We start from the raw sequence: 26,250 nt of genomic DNA, 5'->3' as shown, positions 1-26,250 counted from the left end.
TTGTTAGTACATTTATAAAATATTAAAACAATTCTAATGACTGATGGAAAAATTTTAATCATTGACGATAATAAAAGTGTATTGAGTGCTTTAGAAATATTATTGCAGTTTGAATATAAAAGTATTGAAATGCTATCTAACCCGAATCAAATTTCATCACTTAAAAATCTCGCTGATTTCGATATTGTTTTACTGGATATGAACTTTTCTGCGGGGATTAATTCTGGTAACGAGGGTTTATTTTGGTTAAAGGAAATTAAAAAAAGAGTTCCTACCGCTTCGGTAATTATGATGACCGCTTATGGGGCAATAGATTTAGCAGTAAAAGCATTGAAAGAAGGTGCTGCCGACTTTGTGCTAAAACCTTGGAATAATGAAAAACTATTGGCTACGGTCAAGTCGGCTTATTTATTGCGTAAGTCTCAAAAAGAAGTGTACCAGTTAAAAGAAAAAGAGAGCAATTTAAAGCAATTTATAAACCAAGATAAAAATTATATTATTGGAAACTCAAAGGCATTGACAGAGGTTTTAAACCTAACCAGAAAAGTAGCAAAAACAGATATTAATGTTTTGATAACTGGTGAAAACGGTACTGGTAAAGAATTGATTGCTAGAGAATTGCACCGCATGTCTATCCGAAAAAATGAAGTTTTTATCAATGTGGATATGGGCTCGATATCTGAATCTTTATTTGAAAGTGAGTTATTTGGGCATACAAAAGGCTCTTTTACAGATGCCAAAGAAGATAGGGCAGGTAAGTTCGAGGCCGCCAATGGTGGCACATTATTTTTAGACGAAATTGGTAATTTGTCGTTGCAAACTCAAGCGAAACTATTATCCGCAATTCAAAATAGAATTATTGTTCGTGTTGGTTCAAACAAACCTATACCTGTAGATATTCGTTTGGTTTGTGCAACAAATTGTAATCTGGAACAAATGGTTAAAGATGGCATATTTCGTGAAGATTTATTGTATAGAATAAATACAATTCATGTTGAAGTACCACCGTTACGAGATCGTGATAACGATGTTATCTTGTTGGCTGATTTCTATTTAAATAAATTTGCTGTTAAATATGGAAAACAAGGATTGAGAATGAATGCTGCCGTTCAGGATAAATTTAGGAATTACAGTTGGCCTGGGAATGTACGTGAATTGCAACATGCTATGGAAAGAGCGGTGATTTTATGTGATGGTAATGTGCTGAAGCCAACAGACTTTTCTTGGTCTAATAAAGCTTCTTCAGCCATAGAAACAGAAGTAGCTACATTAGATGAAATGGAAAAAATAATGATTACCAATGCTTTAAACAAGCATGATGGAAATTATAGTGCCGCTGCAAATCAATTAGGTGTTTCTAGGCAAACACTTTACAATAAGGTAAAGAAAATGAACAGCTAATGGCAAGTAGAAATTTTTATTTACAACTTATCCTGAGAATATCATTGATAACCTTGACAGCTCTTGGGATAGCATTTTTATTTGTAAAGGGTTACTATGTATTAAGTGTTTTTATATTCGCTTTACTAATTTTACAAGCTTGGCAATTGGTTTACTACATTAATAACATCAATAGAAAAATTGCATATTTTTTTGATGCCATTAGAAATGAGGATTTCACATTACATTTTCCTGAAAAAGATCTTATCAAATCTTTCCAAAAGTTGAATCATAGTTTGAATAGGGTAAATGCTTTAATTCAAGATGTACATTTAAAAAAACAAGAACAAGAACAGTTTTATCAAGAAATAATTAAACAAGCAGATATTGGAATTTTGGCTTTCAATAGAAAAGGTCATATTAATTTTTCCAATCCTACTGTTGAAAGATTATTGAATTACAAACCATTAAATCATATTAAACAATTAGCTCAAGTAGATAAAAAACTTTATGCTTTGTTTGAAGATTTAAAACCTTTTGACCAAAAACTCTTTCAACTAGCTAATGAAAGAGAGAAAATACAATTAGCGATAAAATCTACTTCAATCGATATTAACCAGGAAGAATTATTAGTAGTTGTTATTCAAGATATTCATAAAGAACTGGATGAAAAGGAAACTGATTCATGGATAAAATTGATACGTGTTTTAACGCATGAAATTATGAATACCATTACACCGATAACATCCATTTCAGAATCTATTTTAAAATATTTTAAAAATGATAACGAATTGACAAATACTGATACCATTGAAGTTAAGCATATAGAAAATACAGTTAAAGGGTTGGAGGTTATCAAAGAGCAAGGTAATGATTTGATGAGTTTTGTACAGTCTTATAGAACATTATTGAGCGTTCCAGAACCAGATAAAGAAATTGTAGGAGCTCAAAAGTTATTAAGCAAAATTTTGGTGTTAATTCAGCAAGATGGTGCAACAGATAATGTAGAGATTCGACTCGAAATTAATCCAGAAAATTTAGAGCTATTTATAGATAGCAAGCAGATTACCCAGGTACTAATTAATTTAGGTAAAAATGCCATGCAGTCACTGAAAAATAAAGAAAGCGGTATAATTAAAATTTCGGCTGGAGTGAATAAGGCCAACAAAAAACACATCACTATTTCGGATAATGGTGCGGGTATAGCTCCAGAGCTGATCGAAGAGATTTTTGTCCCATTTTTCACAACTAAAAATTCGGGTACAGGTATAGGTTTAAGTCTTTCAAAGCAAATTATGCAACTTCACGGAGGAAGTTTAATGGTACATTCAATTCCTGATGAACGTACCACTTTTGTGTTAACGTTTTAAAACTATAAATGACTCCTCACTTCAGACAAAGGGAGGTGGATTCCGGCTTTTTTGTCGAAAGACGGAGGGATTGAAATTTCACATAGATTTGTGCGACGTATCTTCATTTATTTTGCTGTACGCAGTAGTTCTAACAAAATACTTTTAGTTACTTTTGCTCCCTGTATTTAATTAGTAAAATTAGTGTCCAAAGTTTATCTAACATACAACAACATTATTGCCAGTCTGGGGTTTACTACAGCTGAAAATATTGAGAACGTTTCAAAAGGTATTTCAGGGATCAATAAGGTTGAGGACAGAGCATTGTCTCGAATGCCATTTTACTCTTCTTTAATAGATACAGATAAATTAAATACCGCTTTTCAGAAAATAGGAAATACCAATGATTTTACACGATTGGAAAAAATGATGCTCTTATCCTTAAATGATGTGATAGAGCAATCTAATATTGAGATAACTTCCAAAACAGGACTTATAATCTCAACCACAAAAGGCAATGTAGATGTCTTGGATGCCGATTCAAAATTTCCGAAAGAAAGAACGTATTTAGCGGAATTGGGCAAACAGATTCAGCATTTTTTCGGATTTAAAAATGAAGCTATTGTACTTTCAAATGCTTGTGTTTCTGGAATTTTAGCAGTTTCTGTAGCAAAAAGATTGATTCAATCCGAAATGTATGACAACGTGCTTGTTGTCAGTGGTGATATTGTTTCAGAATTTATTTTATCGGGATTTCAATCGTTTCAGGCTATAAGTGAGTCTCCCTGCAAACCGTTTTCAAAAAATAGAACTGGAATAAATATTGGTGAGGCTGCAGCCTCGATATTAGTAACATCGAAAAATGATAATTTGCCATCAGATGCGGTTGAAATATTAGGTGATGGTTCTTGCAATGATGCCAATCATATATCTGGACCTTCAAGGACTGGCGAAGGATTGTACAGAAGTATGCAATCTGCTTTTAAGGAAGCTAACATAAAAACCGAAGCTATAGATTATATTTCCGCTCATGGCACAGCTACGGAATATAATGACGAAATGGAATCCATCGCTTTTAACAGAATAGGTTTAACTAAAGTGCCAGTTAACAGTCTTAAAGGATATTACGGTCACACGTTAGGAGCTTCTGGTTTAGTGGAAACCATAGTAGGGATGCAGTCCTTGCACAATAATACCTTATACGCCTCCTTTGGTTTTGATAATTTGGGCGTTTCGCAATCCATTAACGTAATCAAGGAAACAACAGCCAAGCCGTTGACCACATTTTTGAAAACAGCTTCAGGGTTTGGGGGTTGCAACACAGCCGCAATCTTTAAAAAAGTGTTATAATTTGAAAATTGAAAATTACATATCAGATTATTGCCATATCAGAAATAATGAGGTTTCCATAAATGGAAAGCCATGTTTTATGGTTGATACCGAGACTCAATTCTCTGATTTTTCTAAAAAAATCTATAAGGAACTGAATTTAAGCTATTCAAAGTTTTTTAAAATGGATAACTTAAGTAAATTAGCATTTTTGGGAGCGGAAATTGTTTTGAACGATAAAGATGACAATGAAAATACCGCCATCGTGTTAACAAATAGGGCATCAAGTTTAGATACAGACAGAAAACATCAAGACAGTATTCAAAATAAAGATAGTTTTTATCCTAGTCCTGCTGTGTTTGTTTATACATTGCCCAACATTGCCATTGGCGAAATAAGTATTAAAAATCAGATAAAGAGCGAGAATGCTTTTTTTATTTTTGACATTTTTAATACGGATTTTTTACATAATTATGCGAACAGTCTGATAAATAACAATAAGGCAGAGAATGTGCTATGTGGATGGGTAGATTATGATGGAGATAACTACGACTGCTTTATGTACAAAGTATCCCGCAAAGGAAGAATTAAACATACAACCAACGAATTAATCAACCTATATAAATAAAAGGAATAGATGGAAGCTTTAAAATTAGAATTAAAAGAAAAAATTATAGAACAACTCAATTTGGAAGATGTTGCTATTGATGAAATAGGCGATAACGACCCACTTTTCGGTGACGGCTTAGGGTTGGATTCTATTGACGCTTTAGAGTTAATTGTAATGTTAGACAAAGATTATGGCATCAAATTAACAGACCCGAAAGAAGGAAAGAAAATATTTGAATCCGTTGAAGTGATGGCGGCTTATATTACAGAAAACAGAACGAAATAAATGTCAAAAGGAGTTGCTATTACTGGAATGGGTATTATTTCTTCGATTGGTAATTCAGTTGAAGAAAATTTGAATGCCCTATTGCAAAGTAAACATGGCATCTCTAGAATTTCCAATATAAAAACTCGCCATAAAGATGAAATTATGGTTGGTGAAATTGACTTGACCAACGAAGAACTGCTTCAACAATTAAATTTACCTGAATCTAATAATTATTCTAGAACTGCTATGTTGGGCGTAATTGCAGCTAAAGAAGCGGTTAAAAATGCCCATATTTCTGATATTAACGATGTGAGAACAGGATTGATTTCAGCAACGAGTGTGGGTGGAATGGATATGACCGAGAAATATTATTACGAATATTTGGAGGATGATACACATCGTAAATATATCGAAGGTCATAATGGTGGAGATGCTACACAAAAAATTGTAGAGCAATTAGGTATCTCTGGTTTTGCAACTACCATCAGTACAGCGTGTTCTTCATCTGCAAATGCCATTATGTTGGGAGCCAGAATGATAAAAGCGGGCAAGCTGGATAGAGTAGTGGTGGGCGGTGCCGACTGCTTGTCTAAATTTACCATTAATGGATTTAAAACTTTAATGATCTTATCCGATACCTATTGTAAGCCTTTTGATAAAGATAGAACGGGTTTAAATTTAGGCGAAGCAGCTGCTTTTTTAGTCTTAGAATCTGATGAAGTTGTTGCAAAACAAAACAAAAAAGTATTTGCCTATGTTTCTGGCTATGGCAATGCTAATGATGCTTTCCATCAAACCGCATCTTCGGAAAATGGCGAAGGAGCAACGTTGGCTATGCAAAAGGCTTTTAAAATTTCTGGTCTGCAACCCAGTCAAATAGATTATATAAACGCACACGGAACGGCAACACCAAATAACGATCTTTCGGAAAGTATTGCCATTCAACGGGTTTTTGGTAAAAATGTGCCAGATTTAAGTTCAACCAAAGCATTTACAGGTCATACCTTGGCGGCAGCAGGGGCGATAGAAGCTGTATATTCAATATTAGCTTTGCAGCATAATATTATGTTTCCAAATTTGAATTATGCAAATGCTATAGAAGAAACAGGAATTGTACCTGTTACCGAAGTAAAACAAAAAAACATTGAACATGTACTTTCAAATTCCTTTGGTTTTGGCGGGAATTGTTCAACATTAATATTTTCTAAAAACTAAATGAAGCCCTGTTATATAAATGGTTTGGGATGTGTTTCTGCACAAAATACAACTGGAAATCAGTTCTTAGAGGATATTGCAGTTTATGAAACCAATATCCTGCCAGTTATAAACCCCAATTATAAAGATTACATCCCACCAGCCGCTGCCAGAAGGATGGCAAAAGGCGTAAAAATGGGGGTTGTGGCTTCTGCCTTGGCATTGAAAGAGGCAGGGGTTAAAGTGCCTGATGCCATTATTACGGGAACGGGTATGGGTTGTGTTCAAGATTCTGAAAAGTTTGTAAGTGCCGTAATTGATAATGATGAACAATTTTTGACGCCAACTTCTTTTATCCAATCTACTCACAATACTGTTGGAGCACAAATTGCACTTGGATTGCAGTGCAAGGCTTATAATTTTACGTATGTCCATGCAGCAGTTTCTTTTGAATCTTGCCTCTTGGATGCTCAGTTAATGTTCAATGAAAATGAGGCATCAAACATTTTGGTAGGCGGTATTGATGAACATGGGGAACATACCAACGTGTTACATCAATTGATTGGACATATTAAAAAGGAGGAGGTAGGTAATACCGATTTGATAAATTCAAATACCGAAGGTACCATCTTTGGTGAAGGAGCCGTATTTTTCTCATTATCCGATAAGAAAAATGAAAACAGTTACGCAAAACTCGCTGATGTTGAAATTTTTAGCCGATTAAATCGAGATGAACTTGAAACGCAAATTAACAAGTTTTTGGAAAGAAATAACTTGTCAGTTGATACTTTAGATGCGGTTGTTTTGGGTAATAATGGTGATATTGATTTTGATGCTTATTATAAAAACCTTCAAGAAGGAATTTTTAAAGGAACACAGCAAATTTATTACAAACATTTATGTGGTGAGTTCAACACAGCTTCTTCTTTTGGCTGCTGGGTGGCTTCAAATATACTGAAGCAACAAGATATTCCTGAAATTATTAAAATTAATAATATAGGATCTAAATCTTATAAAAATGTTTTGCTTTATAACCAATATAGGGGTGAAAATCATAGTTTAGTCTTACTGCAGTCATGTTAAAATTTGGACGTGTAAATAGCTTCTTTTTTGTATTGGTTTTGCTTGTTTTTACGTTTCAGTTCCCAAAATATTTATACATTTTTATTTTTTTATGTTGGTTGATTGTTACCACTATTGGCTCATTTCATATCAGATGGAATTACCACGTCAACGCATTACATTCAAATCCCAAAACCAATAAAAAGCAGGTTGCCATAACTTTCGACGATGGTCCAAACCCACAATTTACACTTCCAATTTTGGCAATTCTAAAAAAACATAATATTAATGCTACTTTTTTTTGCATTGGAAAAAACATAGAAGAACACCCCGAATTGTTTAAGCAAATAGCTAATGACGGACATATTGTTGGTAACCATTCGTATAGCCATTCCAATAATTTCGGATTCTTTTCTTCCAATAAAGTTATTAATGAAATAAATACAACAAATAAATTGATTTTGAAAATTTCAAATCTTAATTGTAATTTGTTTAGACCACCATTTGGGGTAACCAACCCCGCAATTAAAAATGCCATAAAAAAAACGAAACATCATGTAATCGGTTGGTCAGTTAGGTCGTTGGACACGAAAATAAAAGAACCTAGAGAAATTTTAAAAAGGATTACTAAAAACCTGAAAGCTGGTGATGTTATTTTATTGCACGATACCAATAAAAGAACGGTCGTTGTTTTGGAACAATTATTGTTATTTTTACAAGAACATCAATTTGAAGCCGTTACGGTGGACAAATTATTTGAAATTGAAGCTTATGTTTAGAGTACTATTTACTTTTTTAATTTTAGCAACATCCGTGCTTTATGCTCAAAAAACTATGACCACTCAAGAAATAGTTAATTTTAAAGAGAAGGTAAAAAACGTTGCCGAAAACACAAAAACCATTAGTAGTGATTTTGACCAGTATAAACACATGGAATTTTTGTCCAATGCCATTAAAACCTCGGGTAAAATGCAGTATAAAGCACCGAAATTGGTAAAATGGTCTTATACCGAGCCATTTCATTACAGTGTAATTTTTAAAGAGGGTAAGCTATTAATTAATGACGAAGGTAAAAAGAGCGATGTAAATATTGGGTCAAATAAATTGTTCCAAAAACTGAACGAACTTATCGTAAAAAGTATTAATGGTGATATGTTCGATGATGCTGAATTTACAATGAACTTCACAAAAGATACTGATAAATACATAGTAATCTTCCATTCTAAAGATATTGAACTGAAAAAATATATCAAACAATTTGTACTGCATTTTGACAGTAAAAACTATGCCGTTAACGAGGTTAAAATGGTAGAGCCATCAGATGACTATACGCACATTATCTTTAAAAACCGTATTGAAAACCAAACTATAAAAGATGAGGTTTTTTCTAATTAGTTTATATTCTATTTTCTTTTTGTCGTCTTGTACATTGTCAACAACTAAAGATTTTGTTTTTGTTGAAAACACAGTCCGAACCTATCACAACCCGTATTTCTCTAATATTAACAAAGATTATGTTTATAAAGCCAACTTTGAGGTCTATGGGCATGAGTTTAGTGGAATATTAATCATTAAAAAATTAGCTACTCAACATCATAAAGTTGTTTTTACTACCGAATTCGGCACCAAAATGCTGGATATTGAGTTAATTAATGATAGTTTTACGATCAATTTTATTGCTGACGATTTAAATAAAAGAATTCTCATAAATACCTTAAAAAAGGATTTTAGAATATTATTAAAAGAAGAAATAACCATTAGTAATACTTATCAGAATAATGATTTTATGATTTATGAAAATAAAGATGATAAGCGATATAACTACTATTTTGTAAAAAAAAGAAAACAGTATCTTGAAAAATTGATAAACACATCAAAAACAAAAGAGAAAGTGGTTTTTAGCTTTAAAAGTGATGATGGTCAAACGGCAAGAAAGATTTTAATCGAACATAAAAATATAAAATTAAAGATTGAGTTAAAGGCATTTTTATAATACAATATCAATTAAAAAAGAAACTCTATTTTTGTCATTCACTTACTAATAACATAATGTTACTCAAAAACCTATATAAAATCCTGACTTTCAATTTTAATGAAGGAGAATTACAATCCGAAATTTTTATCAACCAAGATCACGAAATTTTTAAAGGCCATTTTCCTGGTAATCCTGTAATGCCTGGTGTTTGCATGATTCAGATTATAAAAGAATTGACCGAAAAAGCGTTGGATAAAAAGTTGTTTATGGAAAAATCGAGCAACATAAAATTTATGGCATTAATTAATCCCGAAGTAAACAATACTTTGGTATTAAATTTGAACATATCTGATGAAAATGATGAAATTAAAGTAAAGAACATCACAAAAATGGGAGATACTGTTGCGTTAAAATTCAATGGTGTTTACCGAGTTGTAGATTAATTACGCCATAAAATGACAAAACTTATTTTCTACATATCACTTTTGCTGATTACAGTAAATCCTTCATTATCCGAAATTCGAGAATTATACACAAAGTCTTCAGACTCCGAAGAAGTTGCCAAAGAACTGTATGAAAAACTAGAAAATATAAAAAAAACTGATGATGCTACACTTGTGGGTTACAAAGCGGCTTCTTTAACTGTAAAAGCCAAACACGAAAATAAAATAAAAGATAAGAAAGCGTTTTTTAAGGAAGGGGCAACATTATTGGAATACATTATTACTGAAAAGCCCAACAATATTGAATTACGTTTGATTCGCTTGAGCATTCAAGAAAATTCGCCTAAAATATTGAAATATAAATCGAAGATTGAGGAAGATAAAACCTTTATTTACAATCAACTGCCCCTTTTAAAAAATAAAGGGTTAAAAGAACACATCAAAGGTTACGTTTCTAAATCCAATGCTTTTACAACCGAAGAAAAAACTGTAATTTCGAAACTTTAATGTCTTGATAAAGTTTCGTGCAGAATTCCAAAGAAATAACACCCAAAATAGCCGATTTTAATTGTTGTATTCTCATACCGACTTATAACAATCAAAAAACCTTAGACCGTGTTATTCAAGGTGTCCTTTACCATACACGAAAAATAATTATTATCAACGATGGATCAACGGACAACACCAAATACATTCTTTCTAGATACCCAAAACTAACCCAAATCCACTTAGAAAAAAATAAGGGAAAAGGCAATGCCTTACGGCTTGGTTTAAAAAAAGCCGAAGAACTGGGTTTTGAATATGCCATTTCAATAGATTCTGACGGTCAACACTTTCCAGATGATATTCCTTTGTTTATTAAAGAATTAGAAAATTATAAAAACGAAAGTGTTTTACTGGTCGGGGCCAGAAATTTGAACGCAAAAGGAATGCCCAGAAAAAACAGTTTTGCCAATAAATTCTCCAACTTTTGGTATTGGGCCGAGACAGGTTTTAATCTGCAGGACACGCAATCGGGGTTTAGGTTATATCCTGTAAAACAAGTCAATAGAATTAAATTCTTAGGCACAAAATTCGAGTTTGAAGTTGAAGTGTTGGTAAAGGCTTCGTGGCATGGTGTGTTGGTAAAGAACATACCAATACGTGTCCTGTACGACCCTGATGAACGTGTCTCTCATTACCGTCCCTTTATGGATTTTGTCCGTATAAGTGCCATGAATACTTGGTTATTTATTATCGCTATTGTCTATATTAAACCACGTGATTTTTACCGTAGGTTTAAACAAAAGGGTTTTAAACGTTTTTTTAAGGAAGATTTGCTGGGCAGTTCGGATTCTAATCTTAAAAAATCAATGTCCATTGCCTTGGGCACTTTTATAGGAATTTCTCCTTTTTGGGGTTTGCATTCTATCCTATCAATAGTATTAGCGGCCGTTTTTAAATTAAATAAGGTTATTAGTTTTGCGTTTTCAAATGTGAGTTTTCCCATTTTTATTCCATTTATTATTTACGGTAGTTTAAAATTTGGTGGATTTATCTTAGGGCGAACTAGCCTAGAATTTAATCAGATCGACGAAAATTTTAAAATCGGTATTTATCTTGTTCAGTATATTGTAGGAAGTTTTGCTTTGGCGATCGTAATGGCATTACTTTTCGGATTAATTGGATATATTTCCCTCCAAATATTCTCCAGCCCAAAAAAACAAGTAAACCATGGATGATTTCTTCTATAAGATTTATCGGGTTTTTCAAAAACAAAAGGTGTTGTTTTTTGGATTTTTTTTGCTTTTGCTTTTTTTGCTGGGATTTTTAGCTTCCAAACTGCAATTTGAAGAAGATATTACCAAACTGATTCCCACTTCCGAAGAATCTGACATCACCAATAAAGTTCTTAAAAATGTAAACTTTGCAGATAAAATTATTGTGTATTTAGAAACACAAAATGATGCTGATGCCAATGATTTGTCTACTTATGCCAGTGAATTTATCGATAGCATTCAACAACAAACTGGCGACTATATCAAAGAAATTCAGGGTAAAATTGCTGATGATGAAATAAATAAAACTTTGGATTTTATCTACAACAACTTGCCTTTGTTTTTGAATGAATCTGATTATAGGCAAATTGAAAAAAGACTGCAACCCGATAGTATTCAGCAAATTACCAACTCCAATTATAAAACATTGGTTTCTCCAACGGGACTCATTGCAAAACGGAGCATTTTAAAAGATCCGTTGGGTCTTACCTTTATGGGATTGAAAAAATTGGAACAATTAAAAACCGACGACAATTTTGAAATTCACAATGGATTCTTGGTTAGTAAAGACCATAAAAATTTGTTGCTGTTTATCGTTCCAAAATTTGCATCCAACGAAACAGCTAAGAACACACAATTTGTAGAGCAACTCTATAGAATTCAAGAGCATTTAAACCAAAAATACAATTCAAAAGTTTCAAGCGAATATTATGGTTCTACAATTATTGCAGTCGCGAACGCCAATCAAATAAAAAATGACATCCAGTTTACCATCAGTATAGCTCTAACCATTTTGGTATTGATATTAATTTTCTTTTACAGAAAGCTGCTGATTCCAATAATTCTGTTTCTTCCAACTATTTTTGGTGCTTTGGTTGCCGTATCGTTCTTATATCTACTAAAGGGTCAAATTTCTGCTATTTCGTTGGGTATTGGTTCTGTTTTACTTGGTATAACTTTAGATTATGCATTGCATATTTTAACACATTATAAAAATAACAACAACGTAAAACAATTATATAAAGATGTTGCCAAACCTGTGTTGATGAGTAGCTTTACCACAGCAATCGCTTTTTTGTGTTTGTTGTTTTTAGATTCGGAAGCTCTTAAAGAGTTAGGAATTTTCGCTTCAGTAAGTGTAGTGAGTGCCTCCTTTTTTGCTCTGTTATTGATTCCGCAATTGTACCGTTATAAAAACGAAAAAATAAGCTCTAAAAATACTGTAATTGATAAAATTGCAGGTTATCGTTTTTACAAAAATAAAATACTGATTGGTTCTTTGATTATAGTTTTCATAACCAGTCTTTTTACCTACAGAAATGTAATTTTCGATCAAGATATTTCAAAGATGAATTATCAATCCGAAGCCCTAAAAATCACTGAAAAGAAGTTAGATAACTTAATGAACATGGCTTCTAAATCCATTTATGTAACTGCATATGGAGATTCTGTTGAGGATGCTTTGTTAAGTAATGATAGTATCTATAACCAACTAAATTATTTAAAGTCATCTAATAGTATACTAAGCTTTAGTTCGGTAGGCGGTTTGGTTTTATCCGAACAATCGCAAGAAAAGAAAATACAACAGTGGAAGCAATTTTGGAATGTTGAAAGAAAGCAATCCTTAAGAGAAAATCTTATTGAAAGTGGCACCGAGGTCGGATTTAAACCTACTACTTTTCAACAATTTTATGATAAATTGGACAGTGATTTTTCCACAGTTAAGTTTCAAGATTATCAAAAGTTAAAATCACTATTTTTAGATGAGTTTATTTCGGTTGACAGCAATTTTGCCACTGCTGTTTCTATGGTAAAAGTTGACCAAAAGAACCTTAAAAGCATTATAAATAAGCTTGACGATTTACATCAAACAGTGGTTATTGACCGCCAACATATTAATGAAACTTTTCTGGGCAGTTTAAAAGACGATTTTAACAAACTCATTGGGTATTCCTTGGTGGCTGTAGTTATAATCTTGTTGTTATTTTATAGAAGTATTGAAATTACGCTGATTACCATTATACCAATAGCATTGACTTGGATAATAACCATTGGGGTTATGGGTCTTTTAAATATCCATTTTAATGTATTTAACATCATTATTTCCACTTTTATTTTTGGATTAGGCGTTGATTATAGCATTTTCATAACGAATGGATTACTTAAAAAACATAAGTATGGCATTCGGGAATTACCGACCTATAAAACGTCTATTTTATTATCAGTTATTACCACCATTCTAGGTGTTGGAGTGCTTATTTTTGCTAAGCACCCTGCGTTAAAATCCATATCTGCGGTTTCCATTATTGGAATTTTGTCGGCGGTATTAATTGCCTTTACCATTCAACCATTATTATTTAATTTTTTTATTGGCTGGCGTACTAAAAAGGGAGTTGCTCCTTTACGTATTAGGACTTTTTTGCACGCTATGGTATTGTTTGCTTTTTATGGTCTTGGCGGGATGATTTTGTCATTAATAAGTATTACTATTTTACCAATCCTTCCCATTTCCAAGAAAAAGAAGATGAAGTGGTTGCACAATACCATGGCCAAAATGGTTACGGCAACGCTGTATGGTAATCCGTTTGTGAAAAAAGAGGTTATCAATTCTCATGGAGAAACTTTTGAAAAACCTGCGATAATAATTTCAAACCACTCCTCATTTTTAGATACGTTAACTATTGGAATGACAACTCCCAATGTGATTTACTTGGTAAACGATTGGGTATATAAATCACCTATTTTTGGTTTGTTAGCCAAGGTAGCGGGCTTTTATCCCGTTTCAAGTGGGGTAGATGGTAGCTTAGAACATCTCGAAGAAAAAATCCGACAAGGTTATTGTTTGGTGGTGTTTCCAGAAGCACGTCGGTCGTTTACCAATAAAATTGGTCGTTTCCATAAAGGGGCATTTTTCTTGGCTCAACAATTAAAATTAGATATTCTGCCTTTGTATTTGCATGGAAACGCAGAGGTATTGCCCAAACGCGATTTTATTATTTATGATGGTAGTTTAACGGTGGTGGTCGGTAAGAGAATTGCTTATGATGATGCTTCATTTGGAACATCTGACCGAGAACGCACCAAGAAGATTGGAGCTTTTTACAAACAGGAATTTCAAAAAGTTAGGGACACTATTGAAGATGAAAATTATTTTAAAGATATTTTATTGAGCAACTATCACTATAAGGGATTAGATATTTTTAATACGGTAAAAAATGATTTTTCAGCAAACAAGCTGATTTATAAAGAGCTATCTGATATGTTGCCGAGCAAAGCCAACATCATTCATTTCGCTGATGATTTTGGTCAAATCGATATTTTGTTAGTATCTCGGTTTTTAGACCGAAAAATCGCTACTTTAATTGAGAACAAAGAAAAACGATCTATTGCTAAAAATTGTTATACCAATATTCACAGAAATGTTCAATATTTAGATGATTTTGAGCAATTTTCGCCTAAAAAAGATGTTTTTTTACTAATTTCTGACGATTTTAATAATATTTCACTAGTTGATAAAGTCGTAGATTTACAAATAAATAATGTGTTTTTAGTTAAAAATGACCAATTGTTAGCTAAATTCATCGCAAATGGCTATCAAATTAAGCATCAAACCGAGTCAATAATTCACTTAATCCGATGAAAGAAAAATACGACGTTGTAATTATTGGAAGTGGTTTGGGCGGACTTGTATCTGCTAATATTTTGGCTCGTGAGGGCAAAAGTGTTTGTGTATTAGAAAAAAACAATCAATACGGCGGTAACTTGCAGATTTTTTCGAGGGATAAAAGTGTTTTTGACACAGGTGTGCATTATATCGGTGGGTTGGATAAAGGTCAGAACTTATATCGTTATTTTAATTATTTGGGTATTATGGACGGCCTAAAGCTGAAAAAAATGGATGAAAATCAATACGATGTCATCACATTTGACAATGACACGGTTGAATATCCTCATGCACAAGGTTATGATAACTTTGCAAATCAATTGATTAAAAAATTCCCTGACGAAGCTGAGGCTATCCAAAATTATTGCGATAAAATTCGGGAAACCTGTAACAGTTTTCCACTTTATAATTTAAAATCAGGAGATACCTATTACAGCAATACAGAATTATTGACCTTAAAGATTAGCGATTTTTTAGACAGTATTACAGAAAACGAAAAACTTAAGTCGGTGTTGGTGGGTTCTAATTTTTTATATGCCGGAGATAAAGATAAAACCCCGTTTTATGTACATGCGTTATCCGTAAACTCCTATATACAAAGTTCTTACCGCTGTGTAAATGGTGGAAGCCAAATCGCTAAATTATTGGTAAGGAAGCTCAAAGAATTTGGTGGCGAAGCTTATAAACGTAGTGAAGTGACCTCATTTGGGTTTGATGAAGAAAAATTGGTTTCGGTAATTACCAAAGAGGGTAACGAAATTAAAGGTGATGTATTTATCTCTAATATTGAACCGAAACATACGGTTAAAATGTTGGGAGAAGATAGACTCCGAAAATCCTATATGAATCGTATTTCAAGTATTGAAAGCGTTATTTCAGCCTTTAGTATCTATATTGTTTTTAAGCCTAAGACTTTTAAATATATCAACCATAATTATTATCATTTTAAGGACCATAAAAAAGTTTGGACTGCTGCGGAATATGACGAAAAAAGTTGGCCAGAAGGTTATATGGTTTCCATGAGTGTAAAGAATCCCGAAGCGTCGGGACCCGATGAATGGGCAGAAAATATGACCGCAATAACCTATATGAATTATGACGAAGTTAAACAATGGGAAGACACGTTTAACACCGTTGCAGAAAAAGGGGAGCGAGGGCAAACCTATGAGGAATTCAAAGCCGAAAAAATTGAATTGATGTTGGTAGAGTTGGAAAAAAAATTCCCTAATATTAGAGATTGCGTACAATCCGTATATGCTTCAACACCATTGTCATACCGTGATTATATTGGGGTTAATCGAGGTTCCATGTATGGTTATGTAAAAGATGCGAATAATCCTATGAAATCATTTTTATCCCCTAAAACCAGACTAAAAAACCTATTTTTAACTGGTCAAAGCCTAAACATGCACGGTATTTTAGGTGTAACCATCAGTGCGGTATTAACTTGCTCTGAAATTGTAGGAAGAGAAAAGTTATTGGCTAAAATTGTGAAAGCAAATGAGGAAGAGGATTAACGATTAAAGAATGCAGATTAACAAATGCAGAATTTTAAAGGTTAAAGTCGTAACGTATATTTACTTCTTTTAAATAGAAGCTTAAACTCCCCTCCCATCCTGAGCGAAGTCGAAGGGTCAAGGAAGGAGTCTGTGCTGAACTTGATTCAGTATGCCCAGCAGAAGTTTAAATTTTAGAGAATTTTAATTTGGGGCGATAAAAAAGGTCAAATAAGACTAGAAAATAGTATTATGAGCAAAAAACAAAGCTCCTCCCCTTATTTTCAAGGGGAGGTGTCCAGTTGAAAGTTTGTTATTTTAGACTAAATAAAATGGACGGAGGGGTTAAAACCACAAAATATAAACTCATAGCTATAATAGGATTTCTACTCCTATTAACCTCCTGCGGCGTAAAAAAATCCCTCAACCATCAACCCAAACTAGACGGTTACAATAATAACATCCCCGAAAGAACTAAAATAAACGACTCTACTTTTACAGTAGGAAACAACCAATTACGCAAAAACAAACATGGCCTTTGGGAATTGTATATAAAAGGTGATCCGCTGGAACGTGGATTGGCAAACGGAAGTCTAACTAGGGAATTATTGCAAAATCAAGAAGCTATATTCTTTAGTAAAGTGGAGGAGATGGTACCTTCGAAGTTCAAGCAGATGTTGTTGCGAAAGTTTTTAGCTTGGTATAATAGAAAGCTCTATTTAAATATAGTTGATGAATATAAAACGGAAATTTATGGCGTTTCCCGTTACGCCGGAGACGAGTATGATTATGTAGCCGATGATTATTTACGAAGTCTGTATTTACACGGAGCCCATGATATTGGTCACGCCCTGAAAGATTTGGCCTTGGTAGGTTGTTCATCTTTTGCCGTTTGGGATGATAAAACTGCTGATGGCGGATTGTTAATCGGCAGGAACTTCGATTTTTATGCAGGGGAAGACTTTGCCAGAGAAAAAATTGTAGCCTTTGTAGCTCCTGACAATGGATATAAATTTATGTCGGTTACTTGGGGTGGAATGATTGGTGTTGTGTCTGGAATGAACGACCAAGGTTTAACGGTAACTATAAATGCTGGGAAATCTGACATTCCCTGGGTAGCAAAAACGCCTATTTCATTGTTAACTCGGGAAATTCTACAATATGCGTCAAACATTGAAGAAGCCATAGCCATTGCTAAAAAACGTGAAGTATTTGTATCAGAAGCCATTTTAGTGGGTAGTGCCAAAGACAAAAAAGCTGTTACCATTGAGGTTTCACCTAATAATTTTGGAGTTTATGAAGTGGAAAATACAAGCCAATTGATTTGTTCCAACCATTTTCAAAGCAAAGCCTATGCAGATGATGTAAACAACATCAAACATAAAGCCGAAAGTCATTCGCAATACCGTTACGAGCGAATGGAAGAATTGCTATCAGAAAACCAGAAAATTAATCCTAAAAAAGCGGTTTCCATTTTAAGAAACACCAAAGGTCTTGAGGATAAAAATATCGGTTACGGTAACGAAAAAGCCTTAAATCAATTACTGGCACATCATGGCATTGTTTTTCAGCCAGAACAGCTTAAAGTATGGGTTTCTACCAATCCGTATCAACTAGGAGAATTTGTTAGTTATGATTTGAACAACGTATTTCAAAGGTTTAACAATAAAACTTTTAACCAAACGATTTCGGAAGAGATATCAACCATTCCTGAGGATGACTTTGTTAAAACCGAAGCCTATAAAAATTATGAGAATTATCGTAATCTCAGACGAGAGTTACTCGATATAATTGATAAAAAAGGAAAGGCGAGTACCCAATTTTTGAAGGAATTAAAAACGTCAAATCCTGAATACTGGGAAGTGTATGATTTGGTGGGAAGATACTACCTTGAAAAGGGTTATGACGCTTTAGCTTTAAAGGAATTTAAATTGGCACTGACCAAAGAAATTACCACATTACCTGATAGAGAGCGGATTCAAAAGAACATTAGAAATCTTAAATAGTAGCGTTTAAAATTTGTTATCTGTTCAAATTTCTGAGTGTTTATGTAACAAAAGTCATCAACATACTATAAAAAAAGGAAGATAGCACTTATGTAAAAAATAAGCACCATCTTCCCTAATTGCATCACTTAGTATATCTACTTAAAAATCAACTCCAACAGAAAATTGCCACATTCTATTTTTAGGTTTGCCTTCGTCATAAATTTCTCCCATTCCCAAATGGTAACGAATTCCAAAACTTAATCCTGAATCTATTTTTATACCTCCTCCAAAATTAAAGCCCCAATCAAATGTATCTGGCCTAATATCAGATTCTGTATCAAAAAGATTAAATCCACTGTCATAAGTTTCTTTATGCGATATTGCCCATCCAATTTGTGCCCCGCTTTCCAAAAAGACTTCATCAATGGGATATACTTGAAACATCACGGGTAAATTTATATAATTTAACTTTTGGGTATAAGTACCTGAACCATCTTTTAATTGATAACCCTGATGAGAATACTGAGCTTCTACTTGAATGGCCATCAAACTGTTTATGGCAGAATTACCATAAATACCCAAATGAAAACCATGCCTTTGCCCGGTTTCTGCCTCACCATCATAGGTTACCGCAGCCAAGTTATAACCTCCTTTTATACCGGCATGTGTATTGCTTTGATGTTGATTTTGTCCCCATATATTTATGGCAAAGCTCATAAAACCTATTAAAATTATGTTTTTTAATACCATTTTTTTATTTTCTAATATTTTGTAAATGAATTTTTTACCCGTTTACTCTTCCTTTTATTATCACGTTTAATGATAAATTAAGATTTGAAGACACTTGTAAAAAATCTGTTTGAATTGCTGATAACGAAGTTACCTCTAACATGCCCTTAAATTCCATCTCTCCACTTAAATTATTTTCTTCATAAGATGCAAAATGGAATTCATAGTCTCCTTCCTTTAAAAAACTAACTGTGTAGTTGCCAGTTGAACTTACGGCAGAAGAAGTCACCGCATTTGCAAATCTTATTTTGCTAGTACCTTGTTCCTTCGCTTCATTAGAATTATAAGTCCCTTTTTTATAAGCATACACTATAATTTTATCGGAGGTGTTATTTTGGTCTTGTACGGTACCAGAAATACTACCTGTTTCTAATGAATTTACAAAACGAAGACCGGCAGACATTTCGGTATTGGATACAAAATCGTAGTTATCATTAGGATTTTGTTGATTTTCCATTATTGTTTTTCTCAGATTAAAATCAATAACCAATTCATTAGCATCTGATAAAAATATATCCGCCTTATCTTTTATTTTAAATTCTTTTAAAGAGGATTTCAATTCGTGTTTCATTCCATTTGCTGTTTTAATATAACAACCTGGAGCATTACCATTAACATCTTGGTCATAATCTAATACTAAACTCATATTAGATACTGAGGTGGCATTTAAATCAATATTGCCCAATAACTTTTTATTACCATTTTGCAATTGCATTAAATCAACGGTGGTTTTAGTAAAACCTTCTATTGAAGTTCCATTAACCTTTACATCTGAAATGGTAACAAAAGCTGCCGACACTTCCGCATTATCTATTGGAGCGTCGGTAATAGAGACTTTAGTGTTTTGACTCTCTTGATGCGTAGCCATTTCTTCATCGCTACACGCAAATAAACTTACAATCGCCGTTAAAATTCCAAATTTTAAAATTAACTTTTTCATAATTTTCATTTTAATTAATTTAACATATTCTTTTTTAGTTGCTATTTTCGCAACTTCTGTATAAAAACAATTAAAGAAAGAAAAATCCTGAAAAAATATTCTTTTTTTTATTCCTCTGATTTTTGAAGATGCTTGGGAGCGGGATTAGGAGTTCAATATTAAATAACATCATTAAGGAATAAACATATGTTTCTAAAGGAATTACTAGAATACCTGATGGGGAAGAGAACCGAAAAGTGCTTTAGAAAAATGGGATAGATGGTAAATTACAACTATTTTATGGGCTTTTAGAATTGGTTTTAATCAGATTCTTTTATCCATTTAAGTCGCAATCCGGAATTTGATTTCTCTACGGGTTGTAATATTAAAGTATCACCACTAAATGTAAATCTTCTTTTAACTACCTTATTCCAATCTCCGGGATTTGAATGCGAGATACGGGCATGTTCAACAATACCCTCTTTTTCATCAATCGTATATTTTGCAAAATATACATACGAATTGGTCAAATGTTTTAGTGCTTCGTTCGGAATGGTGTCATTGAAATTGGGAAACCGCAGCTCCGTCTTTTCATAACCTTTGGTGGTCAGATGTAGGGCCATATTATCATTAGCATCATAAAGGATATATCCTTGCATTCCATTTCTCCATTTATTCCAGACTCCTGTAATGGAATCTTGTTGTTCCATAATGTGAAGTGACCATAGTCCGCTAAATGGATTACTTTCTATTTCCTCATTTTTTTGATTACAGCCAACAAAAAGTACGGTCATAATTACGATTATCCAAATATTTTGAGTTTTCATGGTGTAATTAGTTCATCTAACGGTTGTATTAAAATATTGATTCTAAATTTGTTGTACCTAAAAGCATGTTTTTATTTTAAAAATTCCAACATCTTTTCATTCACCTTTGCTGCTTGGTCAATAGATAAAAAATGCCCTGCATTGGGTATAATTTCACCTTTTCCTTTGGGAAGCTTATTGGCAATGTCAATTGTTCTTTTTTCATTGATCATATCGTCATCACCAATTAAAACCAATACGGGCATTTGTAAAGATTTTAATTCTTTGTTAGAAAAAGGTTTCATACTGGTTACAAATTTGTTTTCAGATTCCATTTCTAAACCAAGTTTATATTGCTTTAAGTAGGTATTATTAATATTAGCTACATTGCTAGACATGCTTTTTAAGCTTTGTGCAATTTGTTTTTCTTTTGAAGAAAGTAAGGTAACAATATTTTTAATTAAATCTGTACTGGGTTTAATCCATGTAAAGGTTTGAGCAGGACTTAATAAAACTAAGCTTTTTATCTTTTTCTGATTGTTTAATGCCAATTTTACCGCCAACCAACCACCTCTAGAAGCACCGATAATGTGGTAACTATCTAAATCCAACACAAATAAAACTTCTTTATACCAATCAATGACTTTTTCAACACTTTCAATATCGTTGTACAAATATGATTTTCCTGGTTCTAATAGAAAATCAATGGCGAATACACGATGATTTTCGCTGAGAGCTTCAATATTTGGGTACCACATGGTAGAACTGGCATTCATTCCATGAAGTAATATAACGGGTACCCCATTTTTAGGGCCACTAACAATTACATGTGCAATACCAGCGGTGGTGGGAATATATAATTCGTCGAAAGAGACATTCCATAACTTCAGCGTTTCGTCGTAAGCTTCAAAATAAGCTTTATCTAATGAAGTCGCGTTGGTAATATATTCCGGTGTTTTTTTATAGTTGTCGTATTTGCTAGAACAACCCATACATACAACAAGAAAAGTAAGCAATAAAAAAGATCTCATAAAATAGTTTTAACGCATTTACTCCCTTCCCAAAGTATTTGCATTAGCATCTTCGGCTTCGTATTGAATTGCAGTATACGAAATAATTTTCCAATCATTTTCTTTTTTAACTAAGGTAATGGTGGCTTTTGCCACACTTTTTTCGCCTGACTGGCTTGTCCAAGTTTGGTCAAAGGCAACCCAAGCTAAGTTTTCGTCATGAAAAATTAGATAGTTGGAATTTTTAAAAGTGGAAGTGATAGGTTCGGGATTCTCCTTAAAATAGGATTCTAAATTGCCACCATTGTTGGCCCAACCTCTGGTTTGCGAGAAACTTCCGTTGGCTATATCTAATCGTAATACATCGTTGCCATGATCCCAATACGATGCCCATTTCTTATAATCTTTCTCCATATACGCATAGGTTTCCCCTTCAACCACTGCTTTAAGGGTTTCCTTGGTGTTTTCGGGTGTTGTCGTTACTTTTTGGTCTTTAGAAGTAGTCTTTTCTTTTGGGTTACAAGAAAATAGTACTATAGTAAAAATGATGAAAATGTATTTGCTCATGGGTGTTTTATTTTATGCGAATTTACAATTTGTTTTTTACCTCAATTTTTTTCAATTTTCTTCTGCGGACAATTGCTAAGACAAAAAATAATAGACAAATAAATGAGCCCGCAATAACCAAATCCCAATCTCCATAATCTAATTTTCTTTCAAACGTCTTTAGATCAATTAAATACCGAACCATTGAGTATTTTCCATAAGCCATATTTGTAAACATGTTTACCTTTAAATAATCGGTGCTACAGGAAAAGAAATCATATTCAGGAGCTGTAGAATCATCTAACGGATTGGGAGCAATCAAATAATAACCATTGATTTCAAAATCAGTCAAATATGGTCGGCATAATATTCCGTTATCTCCCCAAATTTTTATTCGTTTCCTACTTTCTTTTCCCTTGTATTTTTTTATTATTTCTACAGTCATGGAGTACGGCATCTTTTCTTCAAAATCCATAAAATCACTATCCAAATATTCATCAAATGAAATAACCTTGACTAGGGCCACAAATTCAGAATTATTGACCGTTTTGCTGAAAGAATCATTCCAAGCAGAAGAACAGCTGCATGCCATAACCTGGAATGAGGAAAAGATGATAATTGAAATAATAAAAAGTAGTTGTCTCAATTTTTGTTTTTCAAAGTGGAAGTTACAACTATAAATATACTATTGTTTTTTAACTCGGTTGTTGTACTAATTAGTTTTATTCCAAGTTTTCCCAACCTTTAATTCCATCTTTTTTTATTTGTAGCAACAAATAGATTATAATTATTGCTAGTAAGCCAATTAGTGAAATAGCTCCGTACCCTAAATCTAAATTAATAATTAGTGTAATAATACTTGTTATTAATAATCCCCAAAATGCCCATTTCTTCCAATAAAATAAAAGTATTATTAAAATCATATCAATGATTCCGAGTATCCCGAAAGTAAATTCAACTTTATTTAATTCTTTTAGGTTATTTTCAAATAAAAAACTTTTAGTTGCAATTGAATCAGTGATAAATAATATCGAAAGAAAAATTGTAAATATTGTGTTTCTTTTTTTTGAGCCTTCAGTTATTATCATTTTCTTGATTTATTTTTTCCGGTTTCGGATATTCAATCAATTTAGTAAAGTCTGTTTTCCAAAAATCGAGCTCAAATAAGTTTCCGCCTTTATCTTCGGTTAAAGTAATTAAAACTGTCACTCCATCTGTGTCTTCGTATTCGGCTTGAATGAGAACCTCACCAAATTCAGCCTTACCCTCAAGGTCAAAAGAGATTGAACCCATTTCTTCATCATCCATCGTCCAAGCCTTTTTAGGAATTTCTACATCAAATTCAGGTATTAGACTTAACAAATAAGTTGTCAATTCAATTTCTTCTTTAGTTAAATCTCTAATTGGCTTCATAAAATCAAGAAAAAAAGCAAGCTCAGTTTAAGGTATAAAATTTCCTAAAACCAAATCGATATGTACAATGGCATTATTTGGCTTAGTTTATTTCTATTCCAAATTCTAATAAAACACCTTTCAAAAAAGTAAAGTAATCTGGAAATAACGCTTTATATTTTTCTAATCTAGAGCTAATACTAGTTTCTTTTGAAATTGTATTTAAATGTTTAGTTATTTCCAAATCTAATTGAATTTTGAACTTTTCTTCGATGATTTCTTTTTCACTAACGTTTATATTATTACGACCATAAAATTCATTGACTATTTTTGAAATTGGTTTGTCTTGATCTAAATTTAATTCAAAAGAAATATCTGAATCAGCAGAAGCAATTTTAATTGATTCATTTATTAATTCTAAAGGTAGAATATCCTCTAATTCATAATCAATTTCAGAAGAATAATACATAAAATTAAAATTTTTGTAAACTTCATTTATTGTACATTTTTGCAAATTTTGAGGCAAATTTCTACCTGGAGAATCATTATCTAAAATTATTGTCCATTTTGTTAACTTGGGTATAGTTTTATCTGTGAAAAATCTCAAAATACGCTTAGTACCACCACCATCTAAAAACTCATAATCTTTTAATTTATTATCTTTTTTTGACAAGCATTTTTCTAAAAAATAACTAAACATTTTTACATCAAGTTCACCTTCAAAAAGAATGTTTGAATTGGATAATGAAAATTCATCTACTGAAGTCCCTAATGCTTGAAATATAACATCTTCTTGTAAAATATTATTTCTGTTAACTGTTGTTAATTTTGTTCTTTCACTTTCTTTATTGACAATGATGTGCCTTTTTAGATTGCCTCTATCTATCATAAAAATAGAATGTGTAGCAAAAAATACGTAATTGTTATTTTGGGAAAGCTTTAAGAGTTCATTTTTCATATATCTAACACCGCTCGGGTGTAAATGAGTCTCAGGCTCATCCAATATTAAAAAATAATTTTCAAGAAAACCTGTCTGTGCCTCTGCTGAAACGGTTAGAATAAACGACATGAATGTCTTAAAACCTTGAGACCTATCTCCTATGTCATAAAAATTCATTACTGAACTATTTGGATCATTTACGTGAATCGTAATTTTAGTCTCTTCCAATTCGATTTTAAGTTCTTGGTCATAATCTTCCCAAATACTTTTTATGTGTTTGTTTACATCTCTTGTTAATATATTAGAATCCTTTCTTCTTGTGCTTGAATCCTCAGTCCATTCAGCTATTTTGATTTTAGGCCTTCTTCATCATAAATTCTTAAATCATTTGAAATTAAAAACATATTGTAAAGAGGTGCATTGTTTTTATAAGGATTATCCTCTTCCATGAACGATGCATATGTTAGTTCTGCCGGAACAAGATATTGCGAATTAAATTCCCAATATTTAACATGAGGTATTAGATCCTCTATGATTTTTACTAAAAGACTTTCTATGTCATCTTGAAATACCGTACTTTCTATATCTTTGAAATATTTTGAATGCTCTTTTTCAACGAGGCTAATATCAAAATAATGATCAATTACTTGATAATTTTCTTCTTTAAATGATATAGTGTACGCGTCGGAAAGCTCTTCATTCGATATGAATTCTTTATATTTTTCATTATGCACGTAATCAAAATCAAATTCTATATTATATTCTGTTTCATATTCGGACTCTGTATTTTGTGAAAGCCTCTTTGAAACAATTATAAATTCCAAGTTTAATTTTTTTATTAAAGGTAATTCACCAACAATCGAAATTGAATTAGGTATTTCTTTTTCCAGCTGCTTTGTAATTCTCTTTATTTCCGGTTCATTGATGGAGAAGTAATATTTAATAGAAGGTAATTCATTTGTAATTTTAGATTTATCTCTTAAAGTAAATTCTTTGTTTCTATCAAGATGATTTAAAGCTTTTAATATATTAGTTTTACCTGATTCATTCAAACCTATTAATCCAACACAATTTTCATTCATTTGGATTTCTTGATTAATTATACTTTTAAATGATTCAATTCTAATTTTCTCTAATTTCATTTCTCTTCACTTTAGGCTCGATATATGAATTACAACATTACAACATGGTAATTATATCTTTTAAAATTAAAAGTTATTTCTGCTAAAACAAAATCTAATTTCTAAAAAGTGAAGTACTTAGGGGAAATAAGTGTTTGCCAGCGAATTATATACAAATTTAATAAATTGTTATAAATATTTCTTGCTACAACA

At 32.4% G+C, this 26,250-nt stretch carries 26 protein-coding genes; 16 read left to right on the top strand and 10 right to left on the bottom strand.

The genetic code is table 11. The annotated features are described in order from the left end of the window. Positions 1 to 36 precede the first annotated feature (36 nt). The 16 genes from UMM65_RS01330 to UMM65_RS01255 all read left to right on the top strand — a co-directional run bounded on the left by UMM65_RS01330 (position 37) and on the right by UMM65_RS01255 (position 18,532). Entirely contained in the window at positions 37 to 1,401 is a 1,365-nt protein-coding gene (locus UMM65_RS01330; protein WP_321974657.1) for a sigma-54-dependent transcriptional regulator, read from the top strand. Continuing rightward, positions 1,401 to 2,750: a sensor histidine kinase gene (locus UMM65_RS01325; protein WP_321974656.1), complete on the top strand. Its 1,350-nt coding sequence runs from the start codon at positions 1,401 to 1,403 to the stop codon at positions 2,748 to 2,750. The genes UMM65_RS01330 and UMM65_RS01325 overlap by 1 nt, the downstream gene beginning before the upstream one ends. Before the next feature lie 183 nt (positions 2,751 to 2,933). Next, a complete protein-coding gene (locus tag UMM65_RS01320; protein ID WP_321974655.1) occupies positions 2,934 to 4,079 on the top strand; it encodes a beta-ketoacyl synthase N-terminal-like domain-containing protein in 1,146 nt (381 codons plus the stop codon). A gap of 1 nt (position 4,080) precedes the next feature. Beyond that, a complete protein-coding gene (locus UMM65_RS01315; RefSeq protein WP_321974654.1) occupies positions 4,081 to 4,686 on the top strand; it encodes a 3-oxoacyl-ACP synthase in 606 nt (201 codons plus the stop codon). A 9-nt stretch (positions 4,687 to 4,695) separates the two neighbouring features. Then, positions 4,696 to 4,953: a phosphopantetheine-binding protein gene (locus tag UMM65_RS01310; RefSeq protein WP_321974653.1), complete on the top strand. Its 258-nt coding sequence runs from the start codon at positions 4,696 to 4,698 to the stop codon at positions 4,951 to 4,953. Continuing rightward, positions 4,954 to 6,150 (top strand): beta-ketoacyl-[acyl-carrier-protein] synthase family protein, encoded by a 1,197-nt coding sequence (locus UMM65_RS01305; protein WP_321974652.1) that lies wholly within the window; start codon positions 4,954 to 4,956, stop codon positions 6,148 to 6,150. It begins immediately after the preceding gene. Further along, a complete protein-coding gene (locus tag UMM65_RS01300) occupies positions 6,151 to 7,212 on the top strand; it encodes a beta-ketoacyl synthase N-terminal-like domain-containing protein (RefSeq protein ID WP_321974651.1) in 1,062 nt (353 codons plus the stop codon). It begins immediately after the preceding gene. Continuing rightward, a complete protein-coding gene (locus UMM65_RS01295; protein ID WP_321974650.1) occupies positions 7,206 to 7,970 on the top strand; it encodes a polysaccharide deacetylase family protein in 765 nt (254 codons plus the stop codon). Before UMM65_RS01300 ends, UMM65_RS01295 begins: the two co-directional genes overlap by 7 nt. Beyond that, on the top strand, positions 7,963 to 8,586 hold the full coding sequence (lolA2, locus tag UMM65_RS01290) for a flexirubin biosynthesis/transport protein LolA2 (protein WP_321974649.1): 624 nt from the start codon (positions 7,963 to 7,965) through the stop codon (positions 8,584 to 8,586). The genes UMM65_RS01295 and lolA2 overlap by 8 nt, the downstream gene beginning before the upstream one ends. Continuing rightward, entirely contained in the window at positions 8,567 to 9,184 is a 618-nt protein-coding gene (gene lolB2, locus UMM65_RS01285; protein WP_321974648.1) for a flexirubin biosynthesis protein LolB2, read from the top strand. Before lolA2 ends, lolB2 begins: the two co-directional genes overlap by 20 nt. Before the next feature lie 56 nt (positions 9,185 to 9,240). Then, complete coding sequence (locus UMM65_RS01280; RefSeq protein WP_321974647.1) at positions 9,241 to 9,609, top strand: 3-hydroxyacyl-ACP dehydratase; 369 nt, start codon at positions 9,241 to 9,243, stop codon at positions 9,607 to 9,609. A gap of 12 nt (positions 9,610 to 9,621) precedes the next feature. Then, positions 9,622 to 10,116 carry a hypothetical protein gene (locus tag UMM65_RS01275; protein ID WP_321974646.1) on the top strand — a complete coding sequence of 165 codons (495 nt, stop codon included), beginning with the start codon at positions 9,622 to 9,624 and terminating at the stop codon, positions 10,114 to 10,116. A gap of 17 nt (positions 10,117 to 10,133) precedes the next feature. Continuing rightward, on the top strand, positions 10,134 to 11,330 hold the full coding sequence (locus tag UMM65_RS01270; protein WP_321974645.1) for a DUF2062 domain-containing protein: 1,197 nt from the start codon (positions 10,134 to 10,136) through the stop codon (positions 11,328 to 11,330). Further along, positions 11,323 to 15,006, top strand: coding sequence for an MMPL family transporter (locus UMM65_RS01265; RefSeq protein ID WP_321974644.1), 3,684 nt, complete (start codon positions 11,323 to 11,325; stop codon positions 15,004 to 15,006). Before UMM65_RS01270 ends, UMM65_RS01265 begins: the two co-directional genes overlap by 8 nt. Continuing rightward, entirely contained in the window at positions 15,003 to 16,547 is a 1,545-nt protein-coding gene (locus tag UMM65_RS01260; RefSeq protein ID WP_321974643.1) for a phytoene desaturase family protein, read from the top strand. Before UMM65_RS01265 ends, UMM65_RS01260 begins: the two co-directional genes overlap by 4 nt. 311 nt (positions 16,548 to 16,858) lie before the next feature. Beyond that, complete coding sequence (locus UMM65_RS01255; RefSeq protein WP_321974642.1) at positions 16,859 to 18,532, top strand: C45 family peptidase; 1,674 nt, start codon at positions 16,859 to 16,861, stop codon at positions 18,530 to 18,532. A 141-nt stretch (positions 18,533 to 18,673) separates the two neighbouring features. Here the strand turns inward: UMM65_RS01255 and UMM65_RS01250 are convergent, their stop codons facing one another. From UMM65_RS01250 to UMM65_RS01205, 10 genes are all read right to left on the bottom strand, one after another. Further along, on the bottom strand, positions 18,674 to 19,264 hold the full coding sequence (locus tag UMM65_RS01250; RefSeq protein WP_321974641.1) for a porin family protein: 591 nt from the start codon (positions 19,262 to 19,264) through the stop codon (positions 18,674 to 18,676). 34 nt (positions 19,265 to 19,298) lie between these two features. Next, positions 19,299 to 20,243, bottom strand: coding sequence for a DUF4382 domain-containing protein (locus UMM65_RS01245; RefSeq protein WP_321974640.1), 945 nt, complete (start codon positions 20,241 to 20,243; stop codon positions 19,299 to 19,301). Between the two features lie 299 nt (positions 20,244 to 20,542). Further along, the gene (locus UMM65_RS01240) at positions 20,543 to 21,049 is read right to left on the bottom strand and encodes a lipocalin-like domain-containing protein (protein ID WP_321974639.1); all 507 of its coding nucleotides are present in this window, start codon (positions 21,047 to 21,049) and stop codon (positions 20,543 to 20,545) included. A 71-nt stretch (positions 21,050 to 21,120) separates the two neighbouring features. Further along, entirely contained in the window at positions 21,121 to 22,059 is a 939-nt protein-coding gene (locus tag UMM65_RS01235; RefSeq protein WP_321974638.1) for an alpha/beta fold hydrolase, read from the bottom strand. Between the two features lie 18 nt (positions 22,060 to 22,077). Continuing rightward, entirely contained in the window at positions 22,078 to 22,605 is a 528-nt protein-coding gene (locus UMM65_RS01230; protein ID WP_321974637.1) for a Cif family virulence factor, read from the bottom strand. A 22-nt stretch (positions 22,606 to 22,627) separates the two neighbouring features. After that, positions 22,628 to 23,176, bottom strand: coding sequence for a hypothetical protein (locus tag UMM65_RS01225; protein ID WP_321974636.1), 549 nt, complete (start codon positions 23,174 to 23,176; stop codon positions 22,628 to 22,630). A gap of 130 nt (positions 23,177 to 23,306) precedes the next feature. After that, positions 23,307 to 23,672, bottom strand: coding sequence for a hypothetical protein (locus UMM65_RS01220; RefSeq protein WP_321974635.1), 366 nt, complete (start codon positions 23,670 to 23,672; stop codon positions 23,307 to 23,309). Further along, on the bottom strand, positions 23,659 to 23,997 hold the full coding sequence (locus UMM65_RS01215) for a DUF6984 family protein (protein ID WP_321974634.1): 339 nt from the start codon (positions 23,995 to 23,997) through the stop codon (positions 23,659 to 23,661). The genes UMM65_RS01220 and UMM65_RS01215 overlap by 14 nt, the downstream gene beginning before the upstream one ends. Before the next feature lie 82 nt (positions 23,998 to 24,079). Beyond that, complete coding sequence (locus tag UMM65_RS01210) at positions 24,080 to 25,264, bottom strand: ATP-dependent nuclease (protein ID WP_415859540.1); 1,185 nt, start codon at positions 25,262 to 25,264, stop codon at positions 24,080 to 24,082. After that, positions 25,261 to 26,058 carry an AAA family ATPase gene (locus UMM65_RS01205; RefSeq protein WP_321974633.1) on the bottom strand — a complete coding sequence of 266 codons (798 nt, stop codon included), beginning with the start codon at positions 26,056 to 26,058 and terminating at the stop codon, positions 25,261 to 25,263. Before UMM65_RS01205 ends, UMM65_RS01210 begins: the two co-directional genes overlap by 4 nt. Positions 26,059 to 26,250: the final 192 nt, after the last annotated feature.

The sequence above is a fragment of the Aureibaculum koreense genome (genome assembly GCF_034296135.1).
Lineage (GTDB): Bacteria > Bacteroidota > Bacteroidia > Flavobacteriales > Flavobacteriaceae > Aureibaculum.
This window is presented reverse-complemented; position numbering and strand designations above follow the sequence as displayed.

Coding starts and splice junctions, on each gene's coding strand:
- UMM65_RS01330 (WP_321974657.1), top strand. CDS start 37: ATGACTGATGGAAAAATTTTAATCATTGACGATAATAAAAGTGTATTG.
- UMM65_RS01325 (WP_321974656.1), top strand. CDS start 1,401: ATGGCAAGTAGAAATTTTTATTTACAACTTATCCTGAGAATATCATTG.
- UMM65_RS01310 (WP_321974653.1), top strand. CDS start 4,696: ATGGAAGCTTTAAAATTAGAATTAAAAGAAAAAATTATAGAACAACTC.
- UMM65_RS01305 (WP_321974652.1), top strand. CDS start 4,954: ATGTCAAAAGGAGTTGCTATTACTGGAATGGGTATTATTTCTTCGATT.
- UMM65_RS01300 (WP_321974651.1), top strand. CDS start 6,151: ATGAAGCCCTGTTATATAAATGGTTTGGGATGTGTTTCTGCACAAAAT.
- UMM65_RS01295 (WP_321974650.1), top strand. CDS start 7,206: ATGTTAAAATTTGGACGTGTAAATAGCTTCTTTTTTGTATTGGTTTTG.
- lolA2 (WP_321974649.1), top strand. CDS start 7,963: ATGTTTAGAGTACTATTTACTTTTTTAATTTTAGCAACATCCGTGCTT.
- lolB2 (WP_321974648.1), top strand. CDS start 8,567: ATGAGGTTTTTTCTAATTAGTTTATATTCTATTTTCTTTTTGTCGTCT.
- UMM65_RS01280 (WP_321974647.1), top strand. CDS start 9,241: ATGTTACTCAAAAACCTATATAAAATCCTGACTTTCAATTTTAATGAA.
- UMM65_RS01275 (WP_321974646.1), top strand. CDS start 9,622: ATGACAAAACTTATTTTCTACATATCACTTTTGCTGATTACAGTAAAT.
- UMM65_RS01265 (WP_321974644.1), top strand. CDS start 11,323: ATGGATGATTTCTTCTATAAGATTTATCGGGTTTTTCAAAAACAAAAG.
- UMM65_RS01260 (WP_321974643.1), top strand. CDS start 15,003: ATGAAAGAAAAATACGACGTTGTAATTATTGGAAGTGGTTTGGGCGGA.
- UMM65_RS01255 (WP_321974642.1), top strand. CDS start 16,859: ATGGACGGAGGGGTTAAAACCACAAAATATAAACTCATAGCTATAATA.
- UMM65_RS01250 (WP_321974641.1), bottom strand. CDS start 19,264: ATGGTATTAAAAAACATAATTTTAATAGGTTTTATGAGCTTTGCCATA.
- UMM65_RS01245 (WP_321974640.1), bottom strand. CDS start 20,243: ATGAAAAAGTTAATTTTAAAATTTGGAATTTTAACGGCGATTGTAAGT.
- UMM65_RS01240 (WP_321974639.1), bottom strand. CDS start 21,049: ATGAAAACTCAAAATATTTGGATAATCGTAATTATGACCGTACTTTTT.
- UMM65_RS01235 (WP_321974638.1), bottom strand. CDS start 22,059: ATGAGATCTTTTTTATTGCTTACTTTTCTTGTTGTATGTATGGGTTGT.
- UMM65_RS01230 (WP_321974637.1), bottom strand. CDS start 22,605: ATGAGCAAATACATTTTCATCATTTTTACTATAGTACTATTTTCTTGT.
- UMM65_RS01225 (WP_321974636.1), bottom strand. CDS start 23,176: ATGGCATGCAGCTGTTCTTCTGCTTGGAATGATTCTTTCAGCAAAACG.
- UMM65_RS01220 (WP_321974635.1), bottom strand. CDS start 23,672: ATGATAATAACTGAAGGCTCAAAAAAAAGAAACACAATATTTACAATT.
- UMM65_RS01215 (WP_321974634.1), bottom strand. CDS start 23,997: ATGAAGCCAATTAGAGATTTAACTAAAGAAGAAATTGAATTGACAACT.
- UMM65_RS01205 (WP_321974633.1), bottom strand. CDS start 26,058: ATGAAATTAGAGAAAATTAGAATTGAATCATTTAAAAGTATAATTAAT.